Origin of the sequence: Devosia sp. (genome assembly GCF_036676215.1) — a bacterium.
GTDB lineage: Bacteria > Pseudomonadota > Alphaproteobacteria > Rhizobiales > Devosiaceae > Devosia.
This window is the reverse complement of record NZ_JAKFDJ010000075.1, coordinates 14,069-37,361: the sequence shown is the minus strand read 5'-3', so window position 1 is coordinate 37,361 and position 23,293 is coordinate 14,069. Positions and strand designations below refer to the sequence as shown.

24 protein-coding genes and 1 pseudogene are annotated in these 23,293 nt (G+C 63.4%); 9 read left to right on the top strand and 16 right to left on the bottom strand.

The annotated features are described in order from the left end of the window. Nucleotides 1-116: 116 nt before the first annotated feature. Nucleotides 117-1,037 (top strand): helix-turn-helix domain-containing protein, encoded by a 921-nt coding sequence (locus tag V6M52_RS08025; RefSeq protein ID WP_332691540.1) that lies wholly within the window; start codon nucleotides 117-119, stop codon nucleotides 1,035-1,037. Nucleotides 1,038-1,041: 4 nt separating this feature from the next. Continuing rightward, a pseudogene (locus tag V6M52_RS08020) lies at nucleotides 1,042-1,770 on the top strand (phosphotransferase enzyme family protein); the annotation flags it as partial. 287 nt (nucleotides 1,771-2,057) lie between these two features. On the opposite strand, the gene ychF reads toward V6M52_RS08020, so the two are convergent. The 12 genes from ychF to lgt all read right to left on the bottom strand — a co-directional run bounded on the left by ychF (nucleotide 2,058) and on the right by lgt (nucleotide 11,597). Continuing rightward, the gene (gene ychF, locus V6M52_RS08015; RefSeq protein ID WP_332691543.1) at nucleotides 2,058-3,155 is read right to left on the bottom strand and encodes a redox-regulated ATPase YchF; all 1,098 of its coding nucleotides are present in this window, start codon (nucleotides 3,153-3,155) and stop codon (nucleotides 2,058-2,060) included. Nucleotides 3,156-3,227: 72 nt separating this feature from the next. After that, nucleotides 3,228-3,932 (bottom strand): aminoacyl-tRNA hydrolase, encoded by a 705-nt coding sequence (gene pth, locus V6M52_RS08010; protein ID WP_332700645.1) that lies wholly within the window; start codon nucleotides 3,930-3,932, stop codon nucleotides 3,228-3,230. 74 nt (nucleotides 3,933-4,006) lie between these two features. Then, nucleotides 4,007-4,642, bottom strand: coding sequence for a 50S ribosomal protein L25/general stress protein Ctc (locus tag V6M52_RS08005; RefSeq protein WP_332691549.1), 636 nt, complete (start codon nucleotides 4,640-4,642; stop codon nucleotides 4,007-4,009). Between the two features lie 126 nt (nucleotides 4,643-4,768). Next, entirely contained in the window at nucleotides 4,769-6,007 is a 1,239-nt protein-coding gene (locus V6M52_RS08000; RefSeq protein ID WP_332700644.1) for an RNA polymerase sigma factor, read from the bottom strand. After that, the gene (locus tag V6M52_RS07995; RefSeq protein WP_332691555.1) at nucleotides 6,008-6,349 is read right to left on the bottom strand and encodes a YciI family protein; all 342 of its coding nucleotides are present in this window, start codon (nucleotides 6,347-6,349) and stop codon (nucleotides 6,008-6,010) included. A gap of 11 nt (nucleotides 6,350-6,360) precedes the next feature. Continuing rightward, the gene (locus V6M52_RS07990; RefSeq protein WP_332691558.1) at nucleotides 6,361-6,708 is read right to left on the bottom strand and encodes a YciI family protein; all 348 of its coding nucleotides are present in this window, start codon (nucleotides 6,706-6,708) and stop codon (nucleotides 6,361-6,363) included. Nucleotides 6,709-6,806: 98 nt separating this feature from the next. Next, nucleotides 6,807-7,175, bottom strand: coding sequence for a hypothetical protein (locus V6M52_RS07985; protein WP_332700643.1), 369 nt, complete (start codon nucleotides 7,173-7,175; stop codon nucleotides 6,807-6,809). A gap of 9 nt (nucleotides 7,176-7,184) precedes the next feature. Continuing rightward, a complete protein-coding gene (locus V6M52_RS07980) occupies nucleotides 7,185-7,526 on the bottom strand; it encodes a YciI family protein (RefSeq protein WP_332691564.1) in 342 nt (113 codons plus the stop codon). Nucleotides 7,527-7,868: 342 nt separating this feature from the next. Continuing rightward, entirely contained in the window at nucleotides 7,869-8,801 is a 933-nt protein-coding gene (locus V6M52_RS07975; protein ID WP_332691567.1) for a ribose-phosphate pyrophosphokinase, read from the bottom strand. A gap of 113 nt (nucleotides 8,802-8,914) precedes the next feature. Continuing rightward, nucleotides 8,915-9,685, bottom strand: a complete 771-nt coding sequence (gene pgeF, locus V6M52_RS07970) for a peptidoglycan editing factor PgeF (protein WP_332700642.1) — start codon at nucleotides 9,683-9,685, stop codon at nucleotides 8,915-8,917. Further along, the gene (locus tag V6M52_RS07965) at nucleotides 9,682-10,761 is read right to left on the bottom strand and encodes a class I SAM-dependent methyltransferase (protein WP_332700641.1); all 1,080 of its coding nucleotides are present in this window, start codon (nucleotides 10,759-10,761) and stop codon (nucleotides 9,682-9,684) included. The genes pgeF and V6M52_RS07965 overlap by 4 nt, the downstream gene beginning before the upstream one ends. Then, complete coding sequence (gene lgt, locus V6M52_RS07960; RefSeq protein WP_332700640.1) at nucleotides 10,758-11,597, bottom strand: prolipoprotein diacylglyceryl transferase; 840 nt, start codon at nucleotides 11,595-11,597, stop codon at nucleotides 10,758-10,760. The genes V6M52_RS07965 and lgt overlap by 4 nt, the downstream gene beginning before the upstream one ends. A gap of 149 nt (nucleotides 11,598-11,746) precedes the next feature. Between lgt and V6M52_RS07955 the strand changes: the two genes are divergently transcribed. From V6M52_RS07955 to proC, 5 genes are all read left to right on the top strand, one after another. Then, entirely contained in the window at nucleotides 11,747-12,406 is a 660-nt protein-coding gene (locus V6M52_RS07955) for a hypothetical protein (protein WP_332700639.1), read from the top strand. 131 nt (nucleotides 12,407-12,537) lie between these two features. After that, entirely contained in the window at nucleotides 12,538-12,792 is a 255-nt protein-coding gene (locus V6M52_RS07950; RefSeq protein ID WP_332691579.1) for an accessory factor UbiK family protein, read from the top strand. Continuing rightward, complete coding sequence (locus V6M52_RS07945) at nucleotides 12,793-13,515, top strand: metallophosphoesterase family protein (RefSeq protein ID WP_332691581.1); 723 nt, start codon at nucleotides 12,793-12,795, stop codon at nucleotides 13,513-13,515. 271 nt (nucleotides 13,516-13,786) lie between these two features. After that, entirely contained in the window at nucleotides 13,787-14,287 is a 501-nt protein-coding gene (locus tag V6M52_RS07940; RefSeq protein WP_056254475.1) for a YbjN domain-containing protein, read from the top strand. Continuing rightward, on the top strand, nucleotides 14,284-15,108 hold the full coding sequence (proC, locus tag V6M52_RS07935) for a pyrroline-5-carboxylate reductase (protein ID WP_332691590.1): 825 nt from the start codon (nucleotides 14,284-14,286) through the stop codon (nucleotides 15,106-15,108). Before V6M52_RS07940 ends, proC begins: the two co-directional genes overlap by 4 nt. Nucleotides 15,109-15,112: 4 nt before the next feature. On the opposite strand, the gene V6M52_RS07930 is transcribed toward proC, so the two are convergent. After that, entirely contained in the window at nucleotides 15,113-15,625 is a 513-nt protein-coding gene (locus tag V6M52_RS07930) for a hypothetical protein (protein ID WP_332691593.1), read from the bottom strand. A gap of 177 nt (nucleotides 15,626-15,802) precedes the next feature. Further along, the gene (locus tag V6M52_RS07925) at nucleotides 15,803-16,012 is read right to left on the bottom strand and encodes a cold-shock protein (RefSeq protein WP_332691596.1); all 210 of its coding nucleotides are present in this window, start codon (nucleotides 16,010-16,012) and stop codon (nucleotides 15,803-15,805) included. Nucleotides 16,013-16,517: 505 nt separating this feature from the next. Here V6M52_RS07925 and V6M52_RS07920 point away from each other — a divergent pair. Together V6M52_RS07920 and ltaE are read left to right on the top strand one after the other, a co-directional pair. Next, nucleotides 16,518-17,522, top strand: coding sequence for a methyltransferase (locus tag V6M52_RS07920; protein ID WP_332700638.1), 1,005 nt, complete (start codon nucleotides 16,518-16,520; stop codon nucleotides 17,520-17,522). Between the two features lie 60 nt (nucleotides 17,523-17,582). Further along, a complete protein-coding gene (gene ltaE / locus V6M52_RS07915; RefSeq protein WP_332700637.1) occupies nucleotides 17,583-18,614 on the top strand; it encodes a low-specificity L-threonine aldolase in 1,032 nt (343 codons plus the stop codon). 25 nt (nucleotides 18,615-18,639) lie between these two features. Here ltaE and V6M52_RS07910 read toward each other — a convergent pair whose 3' ends face one another. Together V6M52_RS07910 and carB are read right to left on the bottom strand one after the other, a co-directional pair. After that, complete coding sequence (locus V6M52_RS07910) at nucleotides 18,640-19,434, bottom strand: phytanoyl-CoA dioxygenase family protein (protein ID WP_332700636.1); 795 nt, start codon at nucleotides 19,432-19,434, stop codon at nucleotides 18,640-18,642. A 381-nt stretch (nucleotides 19,435-19,815) separates the two neighbouring features. Then, nucleotides 19,816-23,130, bottom strand: coding sequence for a carbamoyl-phosphate synthase large subunit (gene carB / locus V6M52_RS07905; protein WP_332700635.1), 3,315 nt, complete (start codon nucleotides 23,128-23,130; stop codon nucleotides 19,816-19,818). Between the last annotated feature and the right edge of the window lie 163 nt (nucleotides 23,131-23,293).

Sequence of the window (23,293 nt, the reverse complement as noted above, 5' to 3'; positions counted from 1 at the left end):
CACTCCCTTCCGGTTTCATTCCGTGCTCAGGCCAAAATCCTACGCCTTGCCATTGTTGAAACAATCCGGGATGATAGAGACTTATTCCGGTTTTCTAAGAAATCGGCGGGATAGGTATGATTGTTGATAGCGCAGTCCAACCGCGCCGCGCGCGCGACAAGGCTCCCCGGCCGACACCCCGGCCGGATCGGAGCTTTTATTCCTCGGGCAAGGCCTTTGGTCGGTTCGGCATCCGCTCCTTCGCGCCCCAGATCATGCCGCAGCCACATGTTCACGGCCATATCGAGTTCAACTGGCTGACGCGCGGCAGCATGGACTATGTCTTCGACGGCGGGCCGGTGCTGGTGGGGTCAGACCGGCTGGTGGCCTTCTGGGCCGGCATACCGCACCAGACGGTCGGCCTCAGCGAGATCGGGGATGGGCGCCAGCTCAACATCTACCTGCCGATGGACGCCTTCCTTGAGATGCCGCAACTCGGCCGCCTCACCGAGACATTGATGGGCGGTGGCGTCATCCAGCTCAATCCCGACTGCATCGGGCTCGAGACGCTGGACCGCTGGCACCAGGACTATCGCAGCGGCAATGCCCTGCGCACCGATATCGTGCGCTCGGAGATCGGCACCATGTTCCGCCGCGCCGCCATCACCGGCTGGGACACGCTGCTGCCGGCCTGGGTGGAAACGACAGGCACGCGCACCCGCACCGGCTCGCCGGTGCGCTACGTGGTGCGCATGGTGCGCCATATCGTGGAGAACATCACCGATCCGCTCAGCGCCGAGGACATTGCCAAAGTGGTGGGCCTGCACCCCAATTATGCCACCAACCTTTTCACCAAGGTGATGCATATCTCGGTGCAGAAATTCGTCACGCGCATGCGCCTGATCCGCGCTCGCTCGCTGCTGTTCGACGGCAGCCTGTCGGTCGCCAATGTGGCGTTCCAGGCGGGGTTCGTCAGCCAGACCCAGTTCTACGAGCACTTTCGCAAGGCATACGGTATGACGCCGAGCCAGATGCGGAAGGATACGATCGAGGGGTAGGGTGATGGGCTGGGAGGCATTGCGGCAGTGGGGCGAGGACGCGGTGCGGCTGGAAAAGCTAACCGGCGGCGTGGCCAACGATGTGTGGAGCGTGTGGGTCAACGGCGAGATCGCCGTCGGGCGGCTGGGGACGCGGAGCGATGCGGACCTCGCATGGGAAGCAGAACTGCTGCAGCATCTCGACCGGCATGGCCTCTATGTGCCGGTGCCGATCCCGACCACGGATGGCCGGCTGTTCGTTGATGGTCTGGTGGTGATGAAATTCTTACCGGGCGGCCCGCCCGAAACCGCAGCCGACTGGGTGCTCGTGGCCGAGACGCTGCGCGAGGTGCACCGATTGACGGCGGATTGGCCGCAAAGGCCCGGCTGGCGCTGTTCCATCGATCTGCTCGAAGCCGATGCCGGGACGCGGGTCAACCTCCTGGCCATGCCGCAAGACGGCGTGGCGCGCTGCCGGGCGGCCTGGGCGCGGCTCGCCGGACGGCCAATGGCCGTGATCCATGGCGATGCCAATCCGCGCAATATTCGGATGACCGCCGATCGCGTGGCCCTGATCGACTGGGACGAAGCACATGTCGATGTGGCTGATCTCGATCTCGACCTGCCACACAACGCCGCCGGGCTGGAGGGCGAGGCGCTGGACATCGCCGCGCAGGCGTCGGCGGCTTGGGAGGCCGCGGTGTGCTGGGACGATGATTATTCGAAGCGGCGGTTGGCCGAGGTCCGGGCGGTGGAAGGGCTGGACGAGGTACTGGCGGGTATTGCCGCTTCAGAGCGGGGCGTTTTTGCCAGCGAGGAAGAGATTGGAGAGGTACTGAACAGGTACCGCCCGGACTAATCTCTGTTGGTCATGCCCAACTCGATGTCATCCCGGCCTTGAGCCGGATCCATCCTGAGGTCGTGGACCGTGGCGCAGAAATCGCGTGCGTTAAACCGCCGGGCCATTCGACCATAGGTCTCATGGCCTTAGCGTCTAAAAACGCTCCACTGGAGCGTTTTTCCGGCCGAAGGCCGGCGACGCTAGGTATTGAATTTAAACAGCATCACGTCGCCGTCCTTGACGACATATTCCTTGCCTTCGTCGCGCGCCTTGCCGGCTTCCTTGGCAGCCACTTCGCCGCCGAGTGTCACGAAGTCCTCGAAGCCGATGGTCTGGGCGCGGATGAAGCCGCGCTCGAAGTCGGAGTGGATGACGCCGGCAGCCGCGGGGGCCTTGTCGCCCTTGTGGATGGTCCAGGCGCGGGTTTCCTTGGGGCCGACCGTGAAATAGGTCTGCAGGCCAAGCAGTCCGTAGGCCTCGCGGATCAGCCGGTTGAGGCCGGCTTCGTGCAGGCCCAAGCTCTCGAGGTATTCGGCCTGTTCGGCATCGGGGAGCTGGGCCAGCTGGCTTTCGATCTCGGCTGAGATGATGACCACACCAGCGCCATTGGCGTGGGCATAGGCCTCCACGGCCTTGCTCATGGCATTGCCGTGCTCGGCCGAACCCTCGTCCACATTGCAGACATAGAGCACCGGCTTACTGGTCAGCAACTGCAGTTCCTGGAAGGCCTTCTCCTCTTCGGCGGAGCGCTCGACGAAGCGGGCCGACTTGCCCTCACGCAGCAGCACCAGCGAGCGGTCGATCAGGTCGAGGGTGACCTTGGCGTCCTTGTCGTTGCCCTTGGCTTTCTTCTCGACGCCGGTGCGGCGCTTTTCGAGGCTTTCGAGGTCCGCCAGCATCAGCTCGGTCTCGACCACCTCGGCATCGGCGAGCGGATCGACCTTGTTGGCGACATGGATGATGTTGCCGTCCTCAAAGCAGCGCAGCACATAGGCGATGGCGTCGCATTCGCGGATGTTGGCGAGGAACTGGTTGCCCAGGCCTTCGCCTTTGGAGGCGCCCTTCACCAGGCCCGCAATGTCCACAAAGCTCATGCGCGCCGGCAGCACGTTGATCGACTTGCCGATCGTGGCGAGCTTTTGCAGGCGCGCATCGGGCACCGGCACGTCGCCCACATTGGGCTCGATGGTGCAAAAAGGAAAATTCGCCGCGGCGGCGGCCGCGGTGCGTGTCAGCGCATTGAAAAGGGTCGACTTGCCGACATTCGGCAGGCCGACAATGCCCATCTTGAAACCCATGGGGAAGCTCCGGAAACTGTTGGCCTCCACTTGGTTCGGATCGCGCCAGATGTCAATGCGCGTGCAGGCGGGCTAATGGTCGCTTCCGAACAGCTTCTTGAGCATGTTGGCCATCGGACCGGCCTCGGGCAGCTTGACCTGGGGCTTGGCAGGACGGGCCTGCCTGATGTGGCTCTGTGCCTTGGGGGCCGATTTTTCGGCAGGCTCGTCAGTGGCCCTGGTCGTCAGCGCCAGCTTGTTCATAAAGCCGCTATCGTCGCCCTTGATCAGCATGTCGGCATGTTTGCCGATACTGTCGAGCAGCGGCGCCAGCCAGTCCTGGTCGGCCTTGGCGAAGTCGCCTAGCACATGATGGGTGACATATTCCTTGCCGGGGTGGCCGATGCCGAGGCGGACGCGCTTGTAGTCGAGCCCGATCTGCGGATCGATGGAGCGCAGGCCATTATGGCCGCCATTGCCGCCGCCGATTTTCACCCGCACCTTGCCCGGCGCCAGATCGAGTTCGTCATAGAAGACGATGATGTCGGCCGGTTCGATCTTGTAGAATTTGGCGACCTGCTGGACGCTGTCGCCCGAGCGGTTCATGAAGGTCTGCGGCTTGAGCAGGATCACCTTCTCGCCAGCGATGGTCCCCTCGGCAAGACTTCCGGCATGCTTGGAGCGGAACTGGGTAATGTTATGCGCGCGCGCAATGGCGTCGAGCGCCATGAAGCCGATATTGTGGCGGTTGCCTTCATATTGGTTGCCGGGATTGCCCAGGCCGACAAGCAGCTTCATCTCGTACTCCAGAAACGAAAGAGGCGACCCGAAGGCCGCCTCGAACTCTTAGCAGAAAGACGGCGAAAGGACGATTACTCGGCCTTGGGCTCGGCTTCGGCTGCTTCGGAAGCCTCATCTTCTTCGCCGGCCGACTTGAGAGCCGACGGCGCGATGATGGTGGCAATGGTCACGTCGTCTTCGTGGCTGTGATCGACGGCGCCGGAGGGCAGCTTGATCGAAGAGATGTGGATGGTGTCGCCGATGTCGAGGCCGGTCAGATCGACGGTCACTTCCTCGGGGATGTTGTCCGCATCGACAGTCAGGTCGAGCGTGTGGTGCACGATGTTCAGGGTGCCGCCGCGCTTGAGGCCCGGGCTGGCTTCTTCATTGATGAAGTTCACATGCACCTGGACATTGAGCTTGGAGCCTTTACCGATGCGGAGGAAATCCACATGGAGCGGGAAGTCCTTGACCGGATCAAGCTGGTAGTCGCGCGGAATCACGCGATGCTTGGTGCCGTCCACATCGAGTTCGATAATGTGGCTCAGGAAACCGCCAGCGTAGATGTACTTGTGTGCATCCTTGTAGGCGAGGGAGATGGTGACGGGGGCTTTCTTGTCACCGTAGATAACAGCAGGAACGAGTCCCTGACGACGCAGTTCACGAGCGGCCCCCTTGCCCACTCCCTCACGCGCCTGTGCCTTGAGCACCTTAGTCGTCGCAGCCATGGAAATATCCATTCTGGTTGGTGTATGCGTCACTACAACAGCATACGCGCCCGTCCTCCAGGGGTGACGAGCGCTTCATGGGCGGGGCTATAGCCGAAAGGGGCGGAAGGGGCAAGCGGGAAGGGCCTAGCCGTCCTGCAGCTTGCTGCGCTGGCCGCTCAGATACTGGCGTACGGCCTCGTCGGTGGCCAGACCGATGGCAAGGGTTAGCGCCTCATGCGCCTCCGCCTTGCGGCCGGCGCGCGCCGCCAGATGGCCGCGGGCAGCCCAATACGGCTGGTAATCGGCCATGCGCCTGTCGTCGGCGATGGTGTCGAGGCTGGCCAGGGCGGCCTCAGGGCCTTGGACTTCCATCAGGGCGGCGGCGCGGTTGAGCACGACCACCGGCGACTGTGTCAACCGCAGCAGCACGTCGTAGAGCGCCACCACCGCGTCCCAATTGGCACGCCCGCTGACCCGGCGGGCGATGTGGGCCGACTGAATGGCGGCCTCGATCTGGTAGCGGCCGGTCGGGCCGGCTGCGTTGGCATCATGCAGCAGCGCTTCTGCGGTGACGATTTGCGGCTCATCCCACAGCGTGATGTCCTGCTCCTCCAGGGACACATAGGCGCCGCCTGCGTCGCGCCGGGCTTGCCTCCGTGCCTCGGCGTAGAGCATCAGCGCCAGCATTCCCTTGGCTTCCGGCTCGTCGGGCAGCAGCGACACCACGAGGTGACCGAGCCAGATGGCTTCGTCGGTCAGCCGTTCGGCGGCTGTATCGCCGATTTCGGTCCAGCCCTTGGCATAGGCGGCATAGATGGCCTCCAGAACGGCATCGAGCCGCTCGGCCAGGTCTTCTCGCTCGGGAATGGCAAAGGGGACGCCCGCCTCCTTGATGCGCGCTTTGGCGCGCACCAGGCGCTGGCCCATGGTGGCCGGCGGGATGAGGAAGGCTGCAGCGATGTCGATGGCGGTGAGGCCGAGAATGGTCTGCAGGATCAGCGGCGCCCGCATGCCGGCTTCGATATCGGGATGGGCGCATGCGAACATCAGCAAGAGGCGTCGGTCGGGGATGATTTCGGGATTGGCCGCAGCTTCTTCGAGTTCTTCGGTCATGAGCTGGATATGTACCTCCCCGGCGGTGCGGGTCTGCCGCCGTCGCGCCGCGTCGGTCTGGCGGCGGCGAGCGACCGTCAGCAACCACGCATCGGGATTGGCCGGAACACCGTCGTCCGGCCAGGATTTGAGGGCGCTTGCGAAAGCCTCCGCCAGCGCATCTTCGGCCCCCGCAACGTCGCGGGTGCGGGCGGCGAGAAAGGCGACGAGGCGGCCATAGCTGTCGCGGGCGACCCGCTCGGCTGCCTGGCGCGCCTCGTCGGCGATCATCTACTGCTCCCGTGTCGGCCAGATCGGCCGCACCTCGATGGTGCCATATTGCGCGCTGGGGCAGCGCGCCGCCCATTCGACGGCGGCATCGATATCGGGCAGATCGAGCATGAAATAGCCGGCAAACTGTTCCTTGGTGTCGGCATAGGGGCCGTCGAGCAGTTCGGGCTTGCCGTTGCGCAGCGTCACCGAGCGACCCTTGCTGGAGTGGTCGAGCCGCAGGCCCGGCGTACCGCCGGCCTTGACCAGCGCTTCGTTGAAGGCCGCATACTCCCCCCAGAGCGAGGGCGGCGCCTTTGCGAGGGCTTCGTCGTCGTGATGGATCAGCATCATGTATTGCATGGTCGTTCTCCTCAGCCCTGAATCACGGGACGCACTTCGATGGTGCCGAAATTGGCGGCGGGGCATTTCTGCGCCCAGCCCATCGCGGTGTCGAAATCGGCAGCTTCGATGATGTAATAGCCGCCGAACTGCTCCTTGGTTTCGGCATAGGGGCCATCCAGTACCTCGGTCTTGCCGTTGCGAACGCGGACGCTGGCGGCCGTGGTGGTCGGCCGCAGGCGTTCGCCCGCGAGCATGGCGCCGGCCTTGATCAGTGCCTCGTTGTAGGCGGCGTATTCCGGACTCATCCCGGTCGCATTCACCTTGGTGGCGTTGTTCATGGCTTCTTCGTTGCCATGGATCAGCAGCATGAATTTCATTGGCTTTCTCCACTGTTGCACCGGAACTGATCGGTCCCGATGATTCAATGTCGGGGAGGCGGTCCGGCTTTCGACTCACGGCAACAAAAAACCTCGATCTATTGTCTGGATGGTGTCCCCGGCATTGGCAGGCACTCCATGACCTCGACGGAATCGCCAGGCATCAAGGTAAAATGCGGATGGTCCCTGAACATCTCGGCCGCCGCCTGATGGGTCTCGGCTTGCATGATCACATAGGCAGTGCAGGCATTGTGGATCGGCGTTATGCCCTCAGGCGATACCCGCAGGGTGGCGCCGAGCGGCGCGCCATGGTCGACAATGGCATCACCAAGCCTGCCCGCCCATTCGCCCCAGGCCTGCCTTGCAGCCCCCATGCGTTTTTCGCGCGCCGCACCGTCGTCGGCATCCCAGTTGGCTTTTTCGGCGGTGGTAGCGGAACCGATGTAGATACCCATGAACGTCTTCATGCCGCTCTCCTAGGCCAAGGCGCGGATTTCGATGGAACCCCAGGTGGCGGCGGGACACAGGGCCGCCAGTTCGATCGCCTTGTCCATGTCGGGCGCCTCGATCATGAAATAGCCGCCGAACTGCTCGCGCGTCTCGGCATATGGACCGTCATGGACCTTGAGCTCGCCCTGGTCGAGCTTGATGGTCTTGGCATCCCAAGTGGGTGTCAGTCCGGCGGTCGATATGAAGGCGCCGGCTTTTTCCAAGGTTTCCTGATAGGCCCGCATCTGGCCCATGAAACCGGTCATCTGTTCGGGCGGGATCGTCGATCCAACCTTCTCGTCGGCAAAAAGCATCAGCAGAAACTTCATCGCGCATCTCCTCGTTGCGGGCACCATAGCCCTTCAGGGCAATGCTTCGAACCGGCCGCAGGCAAACCGCTCCAGTGGAGCGATTTTAGGTGAGGAGGCCATGAGGGCTTCGCCCGAATGGCCGCGGCCGAGAACTGCATTGCAGCCGACGCCACTTCATCTCTCGACCAGCGGGGAAGCATAGCCCGTCATGGCAATGTCGCGCGAGATGAGCGGATTTCGACAGCTTGCGAATTTTGTCTGGTGCGGGGTGTGCGGCACCGTCGTGCCATTCGAGCGTAGCTCTCATGGCCTAGCCAGCTAAAATCGCTCCACTGGAGCGATTTTGCCTTCGGCAGCAGTCTAGTCGAACAGGCTCGACACGCTCTGTTCGCTCGCCGTGCGGGCGATGGCCTCGCCGATCAGCGGGGCGATGGCGAGGCGGCGGATATTGCCGGCCTTGCGCTGGGCTTCGGTCTCCTCGATGGAGTCCGTCACCACCAGTTCCTTGAGCTTGGAAGCCGCGATCCGCTCCGATGCGCCGTCGGAGAGCACGCCATGGGTGATATAGGCGGAGACCTGCTTGGCACCGGCCTTCAGCAGGGCTTCGGCGGCGTTGACCAGCGTCCCGCCGCTGTCGACGATATCGTCGATGAGAATGCAGGACTGTCCGGATACATCGCCGATGATGTTCATCACTTCCGAGACACCAGCCTTGGGGCGACGCTTATCGACGATCGCCAAATCGGTCCCGAGCCGTTGGGCGACGGCGCGGGCGCGGGCCACGCCGCCGACGTCGGGCGAGATGATCATGGTGTGGTCGAGCTTGTAGTTGTCCAGGATATCGCGCGTGATGATCGGAGCGGCGTAGAGATTATCGGTCGGGATATCGAAAAAGCCCTGGATCTGGGCGGCGTGCAGATCAAGCGTGATGACGCGATTGACGCCAGCCTCGGTTATCAGGTTGGCGACGAGCTTGGCCGAGATCGGCGTGCGTCCGGTGGCGCGACGGTCCTGCCGGGCATAGCCGAAATAGGGCAGGACAGCGGTGATGCGGCGTGCCGAGGATCGGCGCAGCGCGTCGGTCAGGATCAGCAGTTCCATCAGGTTGTCGTTGGCCGGGAAGCTGGTCGATTGCAGGATGAACACGTCCTCGCCGCGGACGTTTTCATGAACCTCGACGAAGACTTCCTTGTCCGCGAAGCGCTTGACCGTACAATCTGTAAGTGGAAGCTCGAGATAGCTGGCGATAGACTGGGCAAGGGCTCGGTTGGAATTGCCGGTCACCAGCTTCATGGGCGCGATCCTGTCTCAACTACGCCCCGGCGGCGGGGGTATCCAGTTTCGCGGGCAGCTTTAGCGAGTCCCCATCGGCCGCGCAACGCAACAAATGGATGATGGGTAAAGAATTACGTCATGCCGATGATGGCGACCTGGCGTCCAGTCGTTGTTCCCTGATGGGTGGCGTAGCGGTGGGAGAAATAGCGGTCGGGATGGGCATAGGTGCAACCGCCGACACGGTCCACGTCCTCGATGCCGGCAGTGCGCAGTTGGGCCTCTGCAAAACCAGGCAAATCGAAATGTGCGCGCTTGCCGGGCGGCACATGGAAATGCCGCCAGCCATCGGGTTGCAGCGCCACAAATTCGGTCATGAATTGCGGCCCGACTTCGTAGTTTTCGCCGCTGATGGTCGGGCCGATAGCGGCGACGATCCGGGCCGTGGCGGCGCCCAGTTCGATCATCGCGGCGATGGTATTGCCGATGATGCCATCGACCGCGCCGCGCCAGCCGGCATGAATGGCGCCGATGACTCCGGCCTGTTCGTCCGCAAGCAGGATTGGTGTGCAATCGGCGGTCAATATGCCCAGCGCCAGGGTCGGCAGCCGGGTCACCATGGCGTCAGCCTCAACCGGCACGTCATTGTCCGGATAGTCTGTCAGGACCCGCACGGTTGGCGAATGCACCTGCTTGAGCAGATAGAGGTTTTGGCGCAGATAGCCCAGTGCCTGCGCCGCGCCGGCGCGATTGGCCTCGGCCAGATGCGGCTTGTCGCCCAGGGCGATGGACATGTTGTTGGAGGCGAACTCGCCTTCGGAGTGCCCGCCCTGGCGGCCGAAAAAGCCGTGACGCAGCGAAGGCATCGCCACCATCGTCTGGCTCTGTTCGAAGGGCACGTTCATGGCGCAAATCCCGGTGGCAGCAGGCCCGGGCTGGCAGCGCAGAAGGCCTTGAACAAGTCGCCCATCTGCTCGGGCGAAGCCAGCCGCTCCCTGGCGGCCGCGATATCGCGTGCCGAACCGGGATTGTTCGCGCTCAGCGCCTTGGTGCGTTCGTCGAGGCCCAGTCGGGTCAGGAACTGCCCCTGCGTCGCCAGCGGCTGCACTGCCAGGCCCGCCTTTGCGGCCACATTCCCCAGCGCTTCGAAATCGACATGGGCGGACAGATCGGTCTCGCCCGGCGCGTCGAGCACGTCGGCATATTGATGCCGGCGCACGCCTTGCAGGGTTTCCCCGGTCTGGGTGCGGGCATAGCCATAGTCCACGGCCAGGATCGCTCCCCCCTGGGTCGAGATGATGTCCGCCAGGCGCTTCATCACCTCGCCATTGGCCAGGCCCACTTCGAACACACTGTTGGGCGCGGCGTCCGCAACGGCCTCTGGCATGGCTCCGGGCGGAATCGGGGTCGGGTTGAGTCCGAAGCTGCGCCGGCCTTCGCTCAGGCCCACCATGCGCTCATGCCAGCCATCGTCCATGCGAACGAACTGGCGGATGGGAAGGGCGTCAAAGAACTCGTTGGCCACCACCAGCAACGGGCCGTCGCCGACCTTTTCGAAGGCGTCGATCCATTTGGGATCGTATGGCTCCAGCCTCGCATTCTGCTCGGCGATCAGCGCCGGATTGGTCTCGAACAGGCGAAGATCCAGCGCGTCGCGAAACCCCTCGGCACGGCAGGCGACGCGCAGCATGTCGGCCATCAGCGTGCCGCGTCCCGGTCCGAGTTCGAGCAGGGTGAAAGCCTTGGGACTGCCCATCTGTTGCCAGAGATTGACGAAGAAGAAGCCCAGCAGTTCGCCGAACATCTGGCTGACTTCCGGCGCGGTGATGAAATCGCCCTTGGCGCCCAGAGGGTCGGCATTCTTGTAATAGCCCTTGGACGGATGGGTGAGGCAGAGCCCCATATAGTTGGCTACCGACATGGGTCCGCTGGTGCGGATCTGCATGTCGATCAGTTCGGGCAGGGTAGGGGCGTCGGTCATGCCGGGGTCCGCAGCGTGCTCTGTTTGCGGGTGGCCGCATAGGCCATCAGGCCCAGGCCGGCCAGCACCAGCGGAATGCTCAGCACCATGCCCATGGTTAGCCAGCCCCCATAGAGATAGCCGATCTGGCTGTCGGGCAGGCGCACGAACTCCACCGCGATGCGCGACAGGCCATAGCCCACCCCGAATATTCCGGCGACCATGCCGGGCCGGCGCAGGGCATAGAAGACATGGGTTGCCAGGCGAATGAGCAGGAACAGCAGCAGGCCCTCGAGCGCCGCTTCATAGAGCTGGCTGGGGTGGCGCGGCAATTGTTCGGGATCGGTCGGGAAAATCACGCCCCAGGGCAGGGTGGTCGGCGCGCCATAGAGCTCTGCATTGATGAAGTTGGCGATGCGGACGAGGAAGATGCCGATGGTGGAGACCGAGGCGATGAGATCGAGCCCGCTCAGCCAGTTGCCGTTGCCCTTGAAGCGGGTGAACAGCGCGACCGCCAGCATCAGCCCGAGCATGCCGCCGTGATAGGACATGCCGCCATCGAGCGTGTTGATGATCTGGCTCGGGTTGGCGAGATAATAGGGCAGGTTGTAGAACAGCACATAGCCGACGCGGCCGCCGAGCACGATCGCCAGCATGGTCCAGAAGGCAAAGTCCCAGATCTCCTTGGCCGCAAAAGGCGGTTCGCCCTTGTGCCAGAGACGGCTGTTGGCCAGCAGCAAATAGCCATAGGCGGCGCCGAGGCCGACGCCGAACAGATAGCCCAGCGCATACCAGCGCACCGCAAAGGGGCCGATGGCAAAGGCGATGGGATCAATATTGGGAAAGGGCAAGTTCATTCCTTTTTGCCGGCATGGCCAGTTTGGCGATGCTACCGACGTAGCGTCAGGGGATGTGACGAGCAAGGGGGGGCACGGAAAGCTGGTCCGAGGTGTGGCTTGCCCACTGCCACTTGCAAATTGACGGATCATGCTGCTGATATCGCTGCATGACCAAAGACGGCCGGCCATCACTGATCACAAATATCAGGCTTTTTGCCGGGGCGCGCCGGGACCACAAGTATATAAAGGGGCAGGAAGGGGCAGTCGCATACGGGCGCCGATTGGCGTGGTATTTGCGCAGCCTGCAGTTCAGCCTTGGCGCCTATCCCGAACTTTATGTTCTTTTTAACCCGTCTGTTGCGGCGGGCGACATTGAGTTGCTTGATGAGCCTCGGGGCGAGTCGTGGTGGCATCGGTATGTTCAAGTTGGGGTGCCTCCTGACTTTCTCGACGGGCGGGAGACGCTCGAGTTGATCACGCAGGGGATTGTCGAAGTCCTCGTTGCAGTACGGCCCGATCAGGCCGAAATGATCCGAAACGCCGGTGCTGTGGTCAGCGAGCATGGTTCTCGCCTGCGGTTCATGATCAAACGGCGCGAAACCAAAAAGCTGGTCGTTGAAATCTCGTCCAACATCGAGGTGTGGCCAAAGCCTTCACAGCTTTTCATATCGCATACAGACAAAGCCACAGGGATTTACCGAGAGGCCGACCCGATTGATCTGGGCTTCTACCTGGAGAGCCTGGCTCTCGCCAGCGGCATCCGGCTTCAGGATGCGGTCAATCTCAAAGGGTTTCAGACAGGGCAACTACTACCGAACGGCCGGTAGGGCTGCGTAGCGTTGTCTGACGACGTCGCGCTCGAGCACGATGCTCTGACCCGCCGCCATTCGCCGCACTGGCCAAGTCGGCGGGTGTGTCCTAAGTAAGGTCGCAAGGGGCCAAACCAAGTGGGTGTGCGATGAGCCAGAACAACAGAATCTTCGATGATCTGGGCCGATTAATGAACGAGGCAGCCGGCGTTGCCGACGGCGTCCGTCGTGAAGTCGAGACCGCGGTGAAATCGCAGGCCCAGCGACTGGTCGCCGACATGGACCTGGTCAAGCGCGAAGACTTCGACGCGCTGCGCGAACTGGTGCAAGTGCAGGGCGAGGAGATCGATGCGCTGCGCAAGGAACTGGCGGCGCTCAAGGGCGGCAAGGGCAAAGCCAGCTAATTGCGTGTCGCCGTCATCTCCGACGTCCATGGCAATGCACTGGCGCTCGACGCCGTGCTGGCCGACATCACGCGCCATGGCGTGGATGCCGTTCTGAGCCTGGGTGACAATGTCAGCGGACCGGTCGATCCGGCGGGTACAGCCGAACGGCTGATGGCGCTTGGCGGCCTGTCCGTCCGGGGCAATCATGACCGTTGGACGGTCGATCCGTCTCTGCGCGGCTCGGGCGATATTGATGCCTTTGCGCGGGCTCAGCTGAACAGCACCCAACTTGACTGGCTGGCAAGCCTGCCGGCGACCGCAGTCCACGCCGATGTGGTCTTTTTGTGCCATGGTACGCCGCATGACGATGAGGTGCCCTGGCTGGACAATTTCTACGCCGGTCGGACGACCACCGTTCCCGGCGAGGCGCAGGTGGCGGCGCAGGCGCGCGGCATCGACTACCCGGTACTGCTGTGTGGCCATACCCATATCCCCCGCTCGCTGCGGCTGCTGGATGGGCGGCTGATCGTCAATCCGGGCGCGGTGGGGATGCAACTGGTGCACGGCTCGCCCGATGCGCGTTACGCCATCGTCGAGCGCCGGGCTTCGGGGTGGCACACCAGCCTGCTGGCTGTGCCCTACGATCATGACGAGGCAGCGCGGCAGGCGGCGGCAAATGGTTTCCCGCAGTGGGCGCAGTCCCTCAACAATGGCTGGGTCGGCCCCGAAAGCCTGTTCTGACCGGGCAAAGGTGCCCTGTTTTGGGCCAGTTTTGCTGGTGGCAAAGCCATTTCCGTTAACGCTCCGTTAACCCTGCCGGTCCGATCATCCACAAGAGAATGCCGTCCTTGGTCAGCGTCGCGTCCCCTGAATCAATGGGGCGGTGTAGGGTCAAATCATCAGGACGATTCGTAAGCCCTTGTGCGTGCGGCCAGTTCCTTGAGTACCCAACATTGTCGGCCCTTTGGGTCGCATGACTCGAATTCACGCGTTGCCAGGACGGAACCCGTCGATGTCACTTCTGCAAGTCGAGCCCGATCGCAATGTCCATCCGGTGGACATTATCGAGCACATCGCTTCGATCAACGACTGGACGTTCGAGCGACAGGATGCCGACGAGATTTCCATCTCGGTGCGCGGTGGCTGGAGCGATTACCACGTCTCCTTCAACTGGATGGAAGACCTCGAAAGCCTCCATATCGCCTGCGCCTTCGACCTGAAGGTGCCGGAAGGCCGGCGCAGTGAAATCAAGCAGCTGATCTCGCTCATCAATGAGCAGCTCTGGATCGGCCATTTCGACATCTGGAACAAGGAAGGCGTCGTGCTGTTCCGCAATTCGCACTTGCTGACCGGTGGCGCCGATGTATCCCCCCAGCAATGCGAGGCGCTGCTGCGTTCGGCTACCGATAGCTGCGACCTCTATTACCAGGCGTTCCAGTTCGTTGTCTGGGCCGGCAAGACGGCGGCCGACGCGCTCAGCCACGTCATGTTCGAAACGGTTGGCGAGGCATGAGCGCAGGGCTGCGCAATATCGGTCCGGTCATGCTGGTCGGCGCGGGCAAGATGGGGCTGGCGCTAGCGCGTGGCTGGCTCGATGCAGGCTTGCCGCCATCCAATCTGCTGCTGGTCGACCCCAATCCCGGCGATGCGGCCCGTGAGCTGGCCGAGGATTACGGGCTGACGCTGAATGGCGAGGCGGTCGGCCTTCAACCAAATGTCCTGGTACTGGCCGTGAAGCCGCAGGTCGCCGATGCGGTCATGGCCGCGCTGGCCCCGGTCGTGGGGCCACAGACGCTAGCCATCTCCATCGCTGCCGGTATCGACATCGCGCGGCTGTCGCGCGGCTTTGGCATGGGGCGGGTGGTGCGCACCATGCCCAATACCCCCGCGCAGATCGGCAAGGGCATTACCGGCGCCGTGGCCGGACCAGAAGTGAGTGCGCAGGATCGTGAGAATGCCGAGGCGCTGCTGCGTGCGGCGGGTCCCGTGGTCTGGTTTGACGACGAAAGCCAGCTTGACGCCGTGACGGCCGTTTCCGGCTCCGGTCCGGCCTATGTCTTCCATCTGGTCGAAGCGCTGGCCGCCGCGGCCAAGGCTCAGGGCCTGCCTGATGCTATCGCGGAGCAGTTGGCGCGGCAGACCGTCATCGGCTCGGCCGCGCTGCTGGAGGCAGACCCCGCGTCGCCCGCGGTGCTGCGGCAGAATGTGACGTCGCCCAATGGCACGACGGCCGCCGGGCTTGCCGTGCTGATGGGCGAAAATGGGCTGACCGAGCTTATTGATCGCACCGTCGCGGCCGCCCGGCGGCGCAGCGAAGAACTGGGACGCGGCTGAGCGCCTAGCGGCGGCGCGCCCGGCGGTCGCGCAGATCCAGCAGATGGTCTCGGATCGCCGCGACCCAGTCCAGCAGTTCGCCTTCCCCGGCGCGGTCCAGGGCGTCCTCGGTACCATCCAGCGCCAGATGGGCCGACAGGACATCATTTTCGTTCCGCGTCACCTCATAGCGGGCCATATGGACCAGGGCGAGATTGGCGCGGCTTGCCGCCCATTCGCGTGGCGCTGTTGTCCGTCGGCGATGCCTTAGCGCCGCGTTCAACAGCTCCCGTGCCCGGTCAAGTTGACCAAGCGCGGTGTTTTTCGGCGCATGGGGGCCTTGTGCGAGCGTGCAAAGCGCTGCTGCCAGATTCGTCTCGACCTCGCTGCGCAGGTCGGATGGCAGATGGGCTTCCAGCAGAGCGGTGTAGAGCTGTATTGCGGAATCGAAATTCTGCTTTTCGATCAAGACCCTGGCGCGAGCCAGCGTTGCCGCGATGCTCTCGTCCGCAGACCGGGATTCGCTCACCGCATTCACAGATATGACGCCATTGCTTAGTCGGCCCGCCGCAAAATTGACACGAGTCTTAATAGACATTGAACCAGTGTGCGGCAACAATTTGGCTACTCAGTCAACGCATAGGCAGCCTGAAAAACAAAAGGGGCGCGTCCCCTCCAAGTTGGACGCGCCCCTTTGGGTATATTCGGCCGGAGCCTAGGCCGCGGTCAGATTATCGGCTGCGGACTTGCCAGTCCGCTTGTCCTTGACGATCTCGTAGTTGACCTTCTGGCCCTCATCGAGACCATTCAACCCCGAACGCTGAACGGCGGAGATGTGGACAAATACGTCCGCCCCGCCTTCGTCGGGCTGAATGAAGCCATAACCCTTTTGACCGTTGAACCACTTTACGGTGCCAGTTGCCATGATGCGCGTTCCCTCGTGCAGTCGCTGCTGTAGGCAGTCCGGGCCACTATTGGCCCTGGACTAGAGTGATATCGAAATATCGGAAAGTGACGTCAGCAGGCGCGAATGGAATTCGCAGGATCAGATCGGTCGGCCGCAATATTCGATCAGCCGAAGGTAGCCCGAAAAAATGGCGTGTTCAATATCTGTTTAGACATGACAAACCGCTCGGCGAGAACACAGGTTCTGCCAAGGGAAAACATAGCTTCGTCAAGTATTTGCACCGAGCCGTGATAGCTCGGCGCCGACGCGCGACCGGCAGACGGAACAGTAGTCGTCCGTCTTGCGCCGCGGGCGCCTTGTCGAAGCCAGGCACCGAGGTGCCAAACCTGACATCAGTACAATACCGCAAATCGGTGTGGTGGAAAGCGGCACTATCGTCGCATCCGCGCTTTTCTCGCCCCACGAGCCTGCTTGCTTTCCGCCCGGATTTGCTGCAAACCCCGCCCGCCAGGCGAGCCGCCTGGTGACCTCCAGAGATCACTTCGTCTTGACCAAGGCGTTTCATTCTTCCGGCGACGTGATCGCCGACCGTCGCGCGGGTTATGCCAGAATGCTGGCGGAGGGCGGCGACCATGCGGCCGCGGCCGACCTGATGACGCAGGCCCTTGAAATCACGCCTGACTGGGCGGCGGGCTGGGACCTGCTTGGTCTTTATTGCGAGAAGGCCGGTGACGTTTCCGGCGCGATTTCGGCCTGGCGGCACCTCGAGGCGCTGGACGACAACGGGGTATTCGGCGCCGGGTTGAAACTGGCCGCGCATGGCGCCGGCATTGCCTCCGATGGCACAGCCGTCAGCTATGTCGAGGCCCTGTTCGACCAGTATGCGCCGCAGTTCGAGCGCGCTCTTGTCGACCGACTTGGCTACCGCGTCCCCGAAATGCTGGATGATCTGGTGCAGGCCGAAATGACGCGGCTCGGGATCGAGAGTTTTGCGCGCGCGCTGGATCTGGGATGCGGCACCGGGCTGATGGGCGAAAAGCTGCGGGCCAAGGCCGCCTATCTCGAGGGCATCGACATATCGGCGGCCATGATCGCCGAAACGGCCCGCAAGGGCATCTACGACAGTCTGCAAAAGGCCGAGCTGGTGGCGACCCTCAACGGGCGTCGTGCCGATGCCGATCTGGTGACGGCCGCCGACGTGTTCATCTATTGCGGCGCCTTGCAGCCAGTGCTGGCCGCGCTGGTGCCGGCCCTGCAGCCGGGTGGGCTGGTAGCCTTCTCGCTGGAGGCGCATGACGGTCCCGAGCCGCTATTCCTGCGCCCGTCGCTGCGCTACGCACACGGCATTGACGCAACGCGCGATGCCCTGGTGCTGGCGGGGCTGGAGATCCTGCGGTTTGAGACGGCCGTCCTGCGTTTCGATCGCGGCGCCCCGATCACCGGCATGCTCATTGTCGTCCGCAAGCCGCCGCTGGAGCTGAACGCCGCCAATGACGGCCAGAGCGATGGCGGGGACGTGGCAGCCTAAAAGCCTAGGCAAAGCCGTGCGGGCTTGGCACAAGTGGCCTTCAGTCCAAGAGTGCTGCCCGTGAATAGCATCCGCTACGATTTCCGCTCCGATACCGTCACGCGCCCCTCCGCCGGCATGCGCGCCGCGATGGCCGAGGCCGAGGTGGGTGACGACGTTTTCGGCGATGATCCCACCGTCAACCGGCTGGAGCAGCGCATGGCCGCGATGCTCGGCAAGGATGCAGCGATCTTCGTCTCCTCGGGAACGCAGTCCAACCTGCTGGCCCTGATGAGCCATTGCGGGCGTGGCGACGAATTCATCGCCGGCCAGAAGGCCCATCTCTATGTCAACGAGGCCGGCGGGGCGGCGGTGCTGGGCTCGATCCAGCCGCAGCCCATCGCGCATCAGAGCGATGGTACGATGGACCCGGGCGATATCGAAGCCGCCATCAAGCCGGTCGGCGACAGTCATTTTGCGACCACGCGCCTCATAGCGGTCGAGAACACATTCGGCGGCAAGGTGCTGCCGATGGACTATATGGCGCAGGTTGCCGATATCGCGCAGCGGCATGGGCTGGGCCTGCATCTCGACGGCGCCCGTGCCTTCAATGCCTGTGTCGCGCTCGGCGTGGACATGGACATCAGGGCCTTCACGGCGCCCTTTGATAGCGTCTCGATCTGCCTTTCCAAGGGGCTCGGCGCTCCGGTCGGGTCAGTGCTGATCGGCCGGCAGGATCTCATTGATACCGCCCGGCGGCACCGCAAGATGCTTGGCGGCGGCATGCGCCAGTCCGGCATCCTGGCTGCAGCCGGCCTTTATGCGCTTGATCACAACATCGAGCGCCTGGCCGACGACCATCGCCGCGCGAAGCGCCTGGCCGAGGGTCTTGCCGCCCATCCGGCGCTCAGCGTCACCATGCCCGATACCAACATTATCTTCGTCGACACGGAAAAGCAGGTCGGTGACCGCCTGACCGAATTCCTGCAGTCGCGCGGCGTCGGCCTAACCGGCCGCTATGGCCAGCAGCGCTGGGTCACCCATCTCGACGTGGACGACGAAATGGTCGACGGCGCGCTGGCCGAAGTAGCGGCGTTCTTCCGAGCCGGCTGAGGTCGCCTCCTGCTCGTTCCTTGGTCTATTGGCTGTCCAGCGCCACGCGGATGGCCAGCTCTACCGGCAAATATTCTCCATCGGCACGGTCGATCTCCAGCGGTCCATTGGGCAGCAATGGCGGCTGGGCCATGAACTTGACCTGCTTGCCGCGGTGCTTCTGGGCTGCGTGAACCAGAAACGGGTGGCAGAGATAGACTGTGCCGGCCGGTCCGGTGGCCAGCGCTTCGAGTCCGGTGTCGAACCAGTCGGGCCGGTCGGTGATCATGTCGCGGAGCGACCGCCCTGCTTCGCCCGCCGGAGCCAGGTAGCGCGCGACTTCGAGATGCGAGCCCACCCGGATGCGCGTCGGCGCGTCGTCCTCCCCGACATCGGAGAACAGAAACAGCATCAGCAGCGCGCGGCCTCGCGAGTAGACATTCGCCCGCCAGTCGAGGAAGTCCGGTGCCTCGTGGCCAAAGCTGACATCGATATGCCAGCCGGTGTCCCCGGCATCAGTGGGTGAGGGGAACCGCACCGGGAAGGTCCCCAGGCTGCCGCGCGGCAGCCAGCGACCGATGCCAACCAGCTGGTCATAGGCGGCGTGGAGAGCTGGCGTATTGACCGCCTCGCGGAACGGCGGCTGGGGAAAATCCCCGAGCCGCACCACGGGCTGGGTCCAGGTGGCGGGATCATGCGGATTGCAGCCGGTGGCCGCCCACAGGATGGCGCACCCCTGGTCGGCCAGTTCGCGGGGAAAGGCATTGTCGATGCGGACAAAGCCGTCGGTGATGAAGGCGTCGATCTGCGCTGCAGAGAGCGCGGGCAGGGTGCCAGGCATTGGAAAATCCATAAGTTCGCATGGCCGCGATCGCGCGGCCGGATCGAGCGGTGAACCGCTCAACGAGTGCCCATCAGGGGCGCCATCAGGCGCCGAGGAACACTGCGAACTTGGTGGACTGGATCTTCATCATGGCCGAAATCATAGTCGGAGAGGGCGGGCTGTCAACCGGGCCATCGCATATGGAAACTCAATGATCGCGATGTTCCAGTCGACACCCTCCCCCTTGTGGGGAGGGATCAAGGGTGGGGTATGGTTGGCCCCGGTATCGGGGCTCTCGCACCCCCTCCCAGCCTCCCCCATCAAGGGGGAGGTGCCGTTCGGCGTAAGGGCGAGATCGTGCCAAAGTCCATTTGCGGTAGTCTCCCAGAGGGAGAAGTATTACGCCGCGAAGTAGCTCTGTAGCGGGCGCACCGTCAGGTTGCCATGCTGCAGGGCGACGATGCCCTCCACCGCGGCCAGGGCGCCGTCGATAGTGGTGTAATATGGGATGCGGCTGAGCAAAGCGGTGCGGCGGATGTCGCGGCTGTCGCTGATCGATTTCATGCCGTCGGTGGTGTTGATCACCAGCTGCACGCCGCCATTCTTCATTGAATCCACGATATGCGGGCGGCCTTCGAGCACCTTGTTGATCTTGGTGGCGGGGATGCCATTCTCGACCAGGTATTTCTGCGTGCCGCCGGTGGCGAGGATGGTGAAGCCGCCCTCGACGAGGTGGCGGGCCATATCGACGATATATTGCTTGTCCTCGTCGCGTACCGAGATGAAGGCCACGCCCGACTGCGGCACCTTGGAGCCGGCGCCCATCTGCGACTTGGCGAAGGCCATGGCAAAATCGGTGTCGAGACCGATGACTTCGCCGGTCGACTTCATTTCAGGCCCCAGCACGGTGTCGACGCCGGGGAAGCGGTTGAACGGGAACACGGCTTCCTTGACGGCGATATGCTTGAACTTGCGTTCGACCAGGTTGAAGCTGGCCAGGCTCTCACCTGCCATGATGCGGCTGGCGATCTTGGCGATGGGCTGGCCGATCACCTTGGCGACGAAGGGCACCGTGCGGGACGCGCGCGGATTGACTTCGAGCAGGTAGATCACGCCGTCCTTGAGCGCATATTGCACATTCATCAGCCCGCCGACCTTGAGGGCGAAGGCCAGCTCGGTGGTCTGGCGCTTGAGCTCGGCCATGATCTCGGGGCTGAGATTCTGCGGCGGCAGCGAGCAGGCGCTATCGCCGGAGTGAATGCCGGCCTCCTCGATATGCTCCATGATGCCGGCGACGAACACGTCCTTGCCATCGCATAGCGCATCGACGTCGATTTCGATAGCGCCCGACAGGTAGCCGTCGAACAGCAGCGGGTTGTCGCTGAGCACCGAGTTGATCTGGCCGGTCTTGTCGTTGGGATAACGCTGCAGGATTTCGGGTGGCACGAGGCCGGTCAGCGTGTCCTGCACATAGCGCTCGAACTCGTTGGCCGAATGCACGATGGCCATGGCGCGGCCGCCCAGCACGTAGGATGGGCGGATGACCAGCGGATAGCCCAGGCGCTCGGCGACGAGGCGGGCCTGTTCCAGGCTATAGGCAATGCCGTTCTTGGGCTGGGTCAGTTCGAGCTTGTTGAGGAGCTTGGAAAACAGGTCGCGGTCTTCGGCCAGGTCGATGGCGTCGGGCTGCGTCCCCAGGATCGGCACGCCGGCCTTGAGCACAGCCTCGGCCAGGTTCAGCGGCGTCTGCCCGCCGAACTGCACGATCACGCCATGCAGCGTGCCGTTCTGCTTTTCGGTCTCGAGGATTTCGATGACGTCTTCCTCGGTCAGCGGCTCGAAATAGAGGCGATCGGAGGTGTCGTAGTCGGTCGAAACCGTCTCGGGGTTGCAGTTGATCATGATGGTTTCGTAGCCCGCTTCCGACAGCGCGAAGGCGGCATGGCAGCAGCAATAGTCGAATTCGATGCCCTGGCCGATGCGGTTGGGACCGCCGCCCAGGATCACCACCTTCTTGCGGTCGCTCGGGCGGGCCTCGTCGGCCACGGCGCCACCGGCAAAGGGCGCCTCATAGGTCGAATACATATAGGCGGTGGGCGAGGCGAATTCGGCGGCGCTGGTGTCGATGCGCTTGAACACGGGCCGGACGTTGAGGCTGTGGCGGAGCTTGCGCACATCGCTCGGCTTGAGGTTGGCCAGCTGGGCCAGCCGCTTGTCGGAAAAGCCCATGGCTTTGAGCGAGCGCAGCGTTTCGGCTTCCTGCGGCAGGCCGAACTGCTTGACCTTGGCTTCGGTCTCCACGATCCCCAGCATCTGCTCGAGGAACCAGGGGTCGATCTTGCAGGCGTCGTGGATGTCTTCGACGCTCATGCCCAGCCGCATGGCCTCGGCGACGTGCAGCAGACGGTCGGGGGTCGGGGTGCCAAGCGCGGCCCGGATGGCGTTCTTGTCCTCGCCTTCGCCCAGGCCCGGAATGCCGATCTCGTTGAGGCCGGTCAGACCCGTTTCCAGCGAACGCAGGGCTTTCTGCAGGCTCTCCTGGAAGGTGCGGCCGATGGCCATGGCCTCGCCCACCGATTTCATCGAGGTGGTGAGGCGATTGTCGGCGCCGGGGAACTTCTCGAAGGCAAAGCGCGGGATCTTGACCACGACATAGTCGATGGTCGGCTCGAAGCTGGCCGGGGTCATGCCGCCGGTAATGTCATTGTCCAGCTCGTCGAGCGTATAGCCCACGGCCAGCCTCGCGGCGACCTTGGCGATGGGGAAGCCGGTAGCCTTGGACGCCAGCGCCGAGGAGCGCGACACGCGCGGGTTCATCTCGATGACGACCATGCGCCCGTCGGCCGGGTTGATGCCGAACTGTACGTTGGAGCCACCGGTCTCGACGCCGATCTCGCGCAGTACCGCGAGGCTGGCGTCACGCATGATCTGGTATTCCTTGTCGGTCAGCGTCAGCGCCGGCGCGACGGTGATGGAATCGCCGGTATGGACGCCCATCGGGTCGATATTCTCGATCGAGCAGACGATGATGCAGTTGTCCTTCTTGTCGCGGACAACTTCCATTTCGTACTCTTTCCAGCCGAGCACGCTTTCCTCGACCAGCACTTCATTGGTCGGCGAAGCATCGACGCCGCTCTCGACGATGGCGAGATATTCCTCGCGATTATAGGCAATGCCGCCGCCGGTACCGCCCAGGGTGAACGACGGGCGGATGATGGCCGGCAGGCCGATCACCTCGAGCGCCTGCAGCGCCTCGATGGTGTTGTGCGCCAGCATGGAGCGGGGCGTTTCCAGCCCGATCTTCTTCATGGCGTCGCGGAACAGTTCGCGATCTTCCGCCTTGTCGATGGCTTCGGCCGTGGCGCCGATCATTTCGACGCCGAACTTTTCGAGAATGCCCATCTTGCGCAGGCTGAGCGCGCAGTTCAGCGCCGTCTGCCCGCCCATGGTGGGCAGCAGCGCATCGGGGCGTTCCTTCTCGATGATCTTGGCCACCACTTCGGGGGTGATCGGCTCCATGTATGTCGCATCGGCCAGGTCCGGATCGGTCATGATCGTCGCCGGGTTCGAATTCACCAGGATGATGCGGTAGCCCTCTTCCTTGAGCGCCTTGCAGGCCTGGGTGCCCGAATAATCAAACTCGCACGCCTGCCCGATGATGATCGGACCCGCACCGATGATGAGGATCGATTTGATGTCGGTACGTTTTGGCATGGTGCTCGCTCAACTGTGTCTATCACTGTCACGCCCCCGAACCGGAAAAGTGGTTGCCACTTTTCCTGGGAACGCTCCGAGTCGCAGGCGAGGGAGAGAATCGCCCGGACAGCACCTGTCTCGCAGCGAACCGCACAGCAACTGAGCGCTGCGGCGCGGTGGA

Bases quoted from the DNA above. Each gene is read 5' to 3' on its own strand.
- V6M52_RS07910 (WP_332700636.1), bottom strand. From the start codon at position 19,434: ATGCCTGGCACCCTGCCCGCGCTCTCTGCAGCGCAGATCGACGCCTTC.
- V6M52_RS07975 (WP_332691567.1), bottom strand. From the start codon at position 8,801: ATGAAGCTGGTGACCGGCAATTCCAACCGAGCCCTTGCCCAGTCTATC.
- ychF (WP_332691543.1), bottom strand. From the start codon at position 3,155: ATGGGTTTCAAGATGGGCATTGTCGGCCTGCCGAATGTCGGCAAGTCG.
- V6M52_RS07950 (WP_332691579.1), top strand. From the start codon at position 12,538: ATGAGCCAGAACAACAGAATCTTCGATGATCTGGGCCGATTAATGAAC.
- proC (WP_332691590.1), top strand. From the start codon at position 14,284: ATGAGCGCAGGGCTGCGCAATATCGGTCCGGTCATGCTGGTCGGCGCG.
- V6M52_RS07980 (WP_332691564.1), bottom strand. From the start codon at position 7,526: ATGAAGTTTCTGCTGATGCTTTTTGCCGACGAGAAGGTTGGATCGACG.
- lgt (WP_332700640.1), bottom strand. From the start codon at position 11,597: ATGAACTTGCCCTTTCCCAATATTGATCCCATCGCCTTTGCCATCGGC.
- V6M52_RS07955 (WP_332700639.1), top strand. From the start codon at position 11,747: ATGACCAAAGACGGCCGGCCATCACTGATCACAAATATCAGGCTTTTT.
- carB (WP_332700635.1), bottom strand. From the start codon at position 23,130: ATGCCAAAACGTACCGACATCAAATCGATCCTCATCATCGGTGCGGGT.
- V6M52_RS08000 (WP_332700644.1), bottom strand. From the start codon at position 6,007: ATGATCGCCGACGAGGCGCGCCAGGCAGCCGAGCGGGTCGCCCGCGAC.
- V6M52_RS07925 (WP_332691596.1), bottom strand. From the start codon at position 16,012: ATGGCAACTGGCACCGTAAAGTGGTTCAACGGTCAAAAGGGTTATGGC.
- V6M52_RS08005 (WP_332691549.1), bottom strand. From the start codon at position 4,642: ATGGCTGCGACGACTAAGGTGCTCAAGGCACAGGCGCGTGAGGGAGTG.
- V6M52_RS08025 (WP_332691540.1), top strand. From the start codon at position 117: ATGATTGTTGATAGCGCAGTCCAACCGCGCCGCGCGCGCGACAAGGCT.
- V6M52_RS07985 (WP_332700643.1), bottom strand. From the start codon at position 7,175: ATGAAGACGTTCATGGGTATCTACATCGGTTCCGCTACCACCGCCGAA.
- pgeF (WP_332700642.1), bottom strand. From the start codon at position 9,685: ATGAACGTGCCCTTCGAACAGAGCCAGACGATGGTGGCGATGCCTTCG.
- V6M52_RS07965 (WP_332700641.1), bottom strand. From the start codon at position 10,761: ATGACCGACGCCCCTACCCTGCCCGAACTGATCGACATGCAGATCCGC.
- V6M52_RS07940 (WP_056254475.1), top strand. From the start codon at position 13,787: ATGTCACTTCTGCAAGTCGAGCCCGATCGCAATGTCCATCCGGTGGAC.
- V6M52_RS07995 (WP_332691555.1), bottom strand. From the start codon at position 6,349: ATGCAATACATGATGCTGATCCATCACGACGACGAAGCCCTCGCAAAG.
- V6M52_RS07990 (WP_332691558.1), bottom strand. From the start codon at position 6,708: ATGAAATTCATGCTGCTGATCCATGGCAACGAAGAAGCCATGAACAAC.
- pth (WP_332700645.1), bottom strand. From the start codon at position 3,932: ATGAAGCTGCTTGTCGGCCTGGGCAATCCCGGCAACCAATATGAAGGC.